The following is a 4,111-nucleotide window of genomic DNA, read 5'->3' as shown; positions in this document are numbered from 1 at the left end:
CAAGACCTAAATCGAGAAATTTTAAATATCAAGCGCCTAACGTATTATATATCCCTAATATGTTAGGCGCATTTATTTTGGATAATAAATTTTGAACCTGAATTTGAATAGTATCTCTATTTGATGCTTATTTAATATTGTAAAATTTGTATTGAAAATTCGAGGTTTTAAAAGTACCATATACATATTCAAACATTTGAAGATGTATATGGTACTTTTGAAAATTGAGGAAAAGTAACGGAGGGATTTCAATGGGAAACGAAATGCAACAATTTAAAGCAGATTTCTTTAAAGCCTTAGCACACCCTTTGCGAATAGGTATCTTAGAATTATTGTCAGAAGGTGAAAAAAGCGTAAACGAAATTCAAGATATTCTAAATAAGGAAGGTTCAGCTGTTTCTCAGCAATTAAGTGTACTACGTTCAAAAAACATTGTTGTTGGTAGAAAAGATGGAAAAAGAGTTTTATATTCTTTACGAGACCCTATTATTGTGGATTTATTGGTGGTTGCACGGAAGATTTTTAACAACCATTTAATCGATACGATTTCAATGTTAGAAGAGCTAGATGGAGCAGAAACTGAAATGATGGCTAAGGAGGGATAGGTTGAGTATTGAGGTTAAGAAAGAAGATATCATCCAACATGGGATTGAAACATTTCGCTCATTAGGAGCTCATTACGTTTGTGAAGTTTGTATAAAAAGTGGAAATTCTTGTTGTTTGTCATGCCAACATTTACAAGATGGAGTTGGATGTCGAAAAAGAAATACTGCTTGTACAGCTTGGTTATGTGGAATTCAAGGTTTTTTATTTGATCAAATAGGATTACTGGATGAATGGAATCGTTTTTGGAGTGAAATTCCAGGACAAATGTTTCGTAGAGATATTACTCCAGATAAGGTAAGGATTAGATCGTTTATTGATACGAAGAAGCTAGATAGTCGAGCCGGAGAACGTCTAGCAGAAAGATTGAAATCCTATGTACAACAAGGTGGAGATATAGGTGAATTGGAGTGTCATTTAAGTAAAACATATAGTAAATATTAGGATGGTTTTTCTTTTTGTGAAAAGGACAATTTTCTGTATAAGGGACCGAGAAATACATTTGTAATCCAGATCTATTAAAAATAGAAAAGAAGGGTTTGTAATGAGAAAGTTATTTACAGGAAGGTTTGAAGGATATTCATTAGCACATTTTCAAAAGGATCTTCTTTCAGGAATGATTGTTGGCGTTGTTGCGATTCCACTTGCTATGTCTTTTGCTATTGCCTCTGGTGTTAAGCCAGAGTATGGGATTTATACAACCTGTATTGCTGGAATACTCATTTCACTGTTTGGTGGTTCGAAGTATCAAATTGGAGGACCTACAGGTGCTTTTGTTCCGATTCTTTTAGGAGTTGTAATTACCTATGGATACGAAAATTTACTACTCGCGGGTTTGTTAGCTGGAATTATTTTATGTCTTATGGGAATCTTCAAGCTAGGCTCTTTAATTAAGTTTATTCCACGTCCTGTAACAATTGGTTTTACTTCAGGTATTGCTGTTATTATTTTTACGGGACAAATTGCTAGTTTTTTAGGTTTAACAGGTATAAAAAAGCATGAGGAATTTCTAGCGAATTTGAAGGAACTCTTCACTCATATCAGTACTACCAATTTTTATAGTGTTATAACTGCTTTGATTTGCTTTTTTGTTATACTCATAACACCAAAGATTTTACCAAAAGTGCCTGGTTCATTAGTAGGTGTTGTTATTTCAACTGTAATTGCAACTGTATTTTTCTCAGGTTATGTACCTACTATTGGTACAGCATATGGTACGATTCCAAATACACTTCCTCAGTTTGATATACCAGAAATCACATTAGAACGTATAAAGCAGTTAATTGGTCCTGCATTTGTTATTGCGATGCTCGGTGGAATTGAATCACTTTTATCCGCTGTCGTGGCAGATGGTATGACAAATAGTAAACACAACAGTAACAAAGAGCTTATCGGTCAGGGGATTGCCAATATTGTTACCCCGTTATTTGGCGGAATTCCGGCAACTGGAGCGATTGCACGTACAGCAACTAATATTAAGAGTGGAGCTGTATCTCCGATGGCGGGTGTTATTCACGGAGGATTTGTGTTATTTACACTTCTACTGTTAGCGCCATATGCTTCACATATTCCACTTGCTAGTATGGCCCCGATTTTAATGGTGGTAGCTTGGAATATGAGCGAGCAGAAACATTTTTATCACATACTTAAAATGAAGACGGGAGATTCTCTTGTATTATTGGTAACATTTTTACTTACTGTATTTACTAGTTTAACAACAGCTGTAGAGATTGGTCTTATATTAGCTATTATTTTGTTTACAAAACGTATGAGTAATATGCTTGTCATATCAAAAGTGCTTCCTGATCATACAAAAAGAAATGAAAAATTGCTACCACATGTGGTAAATAAAGCTCATGATTGCCCACAAATTAGCATTTATACAATAGAAGGGCCATTATTTTTTGGGGCTGCTCAAACATTTGAACAAAATATTTTAGCGACTATTCATTATAAACCTAATGTTTTAATTTTACGTATGGGAAAAGTTCCTTTTATTGATACCACAGGAGAGTCTTACTTTAGGAATATTGTTCAGCACTTCAAAAAACAAGGTGGCGTACTTCTTATTTCTGGAATTCAATCAGAGCTAAAAGCCAATCTAGATAAGAATGGATTGTACGCTGAGATTGGGGAAGAAAACTTTTTTAATCATACCGGAGAAGCAATTAATTGTGCTTTAGGACATCTGAATACAAAAAAATGTATAGGGTGTAAGCATTTTGCTTTTCATGAATGTACAGGGCTTTCTCAGCAATCTCAGGAAATCAATACAATAAAGAATAAAGAAAATGCATTAGATTTTTAAAAATTTCACTTCACATACAAAGTTTGTTTGAGTTAATCTACTTTTTTAATCATTTTATTAAAAAAGTAGAGAAGAAGAAAGTTTGCTTTGGAGAATGTGGAGAAGATTTTTTACAAGGTGTGAACAAGTAGTTTTTTTATACATTCAACAAATAAGTATCAAAAAGCAAGAAGAGAATATTTTCCGTACATTTAAACGAAAAACGAAAAACGAAAAACGAAAAACGGAAATTAAAAATAATATTTATTTAATAGAATAAACGAAAACGAGTGGAGGAAATAAAAATATGCCTAATTTACCAAATTGTCCAAAATGTAATTCAGAATACACTTACGAAGATGGGAATCTTTTTGTTTGTCCAGAATGTGCTCATGAGTGGACTTTAGAATTAGAAGCTGAAAATAGTGAAGATACAAAGGTAATTAAAGATGCAAATGGAAATATTTTAAACGATGGTGATTCTGTAACAGTAATTAAAGATCTTAAAGTAAAAGGAACTTCATCAGTTGTAAAAATTGGTACAAAAGTAAAGAGTATCCGATTAGTTGATGGAGATCATGATATTGATTGTAAAATTGATGGTTTTGGAGCTATGAAATTAAAATCTGAATTCGTTAAAAAGGTATAAATACAAATTTTGTTACATCAAAATTAGTTTGAAGTTAATGAATATACACTGTTTTTCAGCTGTACCCCGTGCCCGACAACTTAAGAATTTCGAATTACCCCGAAATGATAAAATGAACTTTTTGGTTATGATTCAGCAGATTTTTTTTGAGTACCATGAAATTTTAGCTTGCTAGCGATATAGTACTGCCGAAATATTTGAAATAGCTATAAGACTATTCTTTCGATGGTATGATGAAAGATGTGGAAAAGGAATAGGTCTCAATCAGACCTCAATATTAATCTTCACCATTAGCAACAAAAAACCACCTCTCATAAAGGTGGTTTTTCAGTATTAATATATTTTAATTAATCACGTCTAAATGGACCTTTTGGAGCAATTAGCTCTAAATTAGTACCATCTGGATCACGGAAGTAGGCAACGCCTGTGCCAAATCCAGATTTCTAGCCGTCTTCTTGAAAGATAATTGGTTCGTCATATGGGTACTATCCTATGCCCATCAAGCTAACAAAATGGATTGCCTCTGAAACAAAAATGATTTTTATTACTATAAAAAACGTAAAGTATCTGTT

At 33.1% G+C, this 4,111-nt stretch carries 4 protein-coding genes and 1 pseudogene; 4 read left to right on the top strand and 1 reads right to left on the bottom strand.

Annotated elements, in window-relative coordinates; all coding sequences use genetic code 11:
• The first annotated feature begins 251 nt into the window (after window positions 1–251).
• The 4 genes from ACQGSG_RS27190 (at window position 252) to ACQGSG_RS27175 (ending at window position 3,539) form a co-directional block, all read left to right on the top strand.
• Entirely contained in the window at window positions 252–605 is a 354-nt protein-coding gene (locus ACQGSG_RS27190; protein ID WP_065703588.1) for an ArsR/SmtB family transcription factor, read from the top strand.
• Window position 606: 1 nt separating this feature from the next.
• The gene (locus tag ACQGSG_RS27185; protein WP_325842302.1) at window positions 607–1,047 is read left to right on the top strand and encodes a DNA mismatch repair protein; all 441 of its coding nucleotides are present in this window, start codon (window positions 607–609) and stop codon (window positions 1,045–1,047) included.
• Window positions 1,048–1,147: 100 nt separating this feature from the next.
• Window positions 1,148–2,911: a SulP family inorganic anion transporter gene (locus ACQGSG_RS27180; protein WP_070756814.1), complete on the top strand. Its 1,764-nt coding sequence runs from the start codon at window positions 1,148–1,150 to the stop codon at window positions 2,909–2,911.
• 286 nt (window positions 2,912–3,197) lie between these two features.
• A complete protein-coding gene (locus tag ACQGSG_RS27175; protein WP_001133198.1) occupies window positions 3,198–3,539 on the top strand; it encodes a zinc ribbon domain-containing protein YjdM in 342 nt (113 codons plus the stop codon).
• Between the two features lie 347 nt (window positions 3,540–3,886).
• On the opposite strand, the pseudogene ACQGSG_RS27170 reads toward ACQGSG_RS27175, so the two are convergent.
• Window positions 3,887–4,021: pseudogene (locus ACQGSG_RS27170) on the bottom strand (VOC family protein); the annotation flags it as partial.
• Window positions 4,022–4,111 lie beyond the last annotated feature (90 nt).

Origin of the sequence: Bacillus sp. GMa5/1 (assembly GCF_050172015.1) — a bacterium.
In the GTDB taxonomy this organism is placed as follows: Bacteria; Bacillota; Bacilli; order Bacillales; family Bacillaceae_G; genus Bacillus_A; species Bacillus_A cereus.
Note: the sequence above shows the minus strand (reverse complement) of the source record. Positions and strands in the feature narration are given on the sequence as shown.

What these genes read in the sequence shown, in the direction of transcription:
- ACQGSG_RS27190 (WP_065703588.1), top strand. Translation starts at nt 252, where the DNA reads ATGGGAAACGAAATGCAACAATTTAAAGCAGATTTCTTTAAAGCCTTA.
- ACQGSG_RS27180 (WP_070756814.1), top strand. Translation starts at nt 1,148, where the DNA reads ATGAGAAAGTTATTTACAGGAAGGTTTGAAGGATATTCATTAGCACAT.
- ACQGSG_RS27175 (WP_001133198.1), top strand. Translation starts at nt 3,198, where the DNA reads ATGCCTAATTTACCAAATTGTCCAAAATGTAATTCAGAATACACTTAC.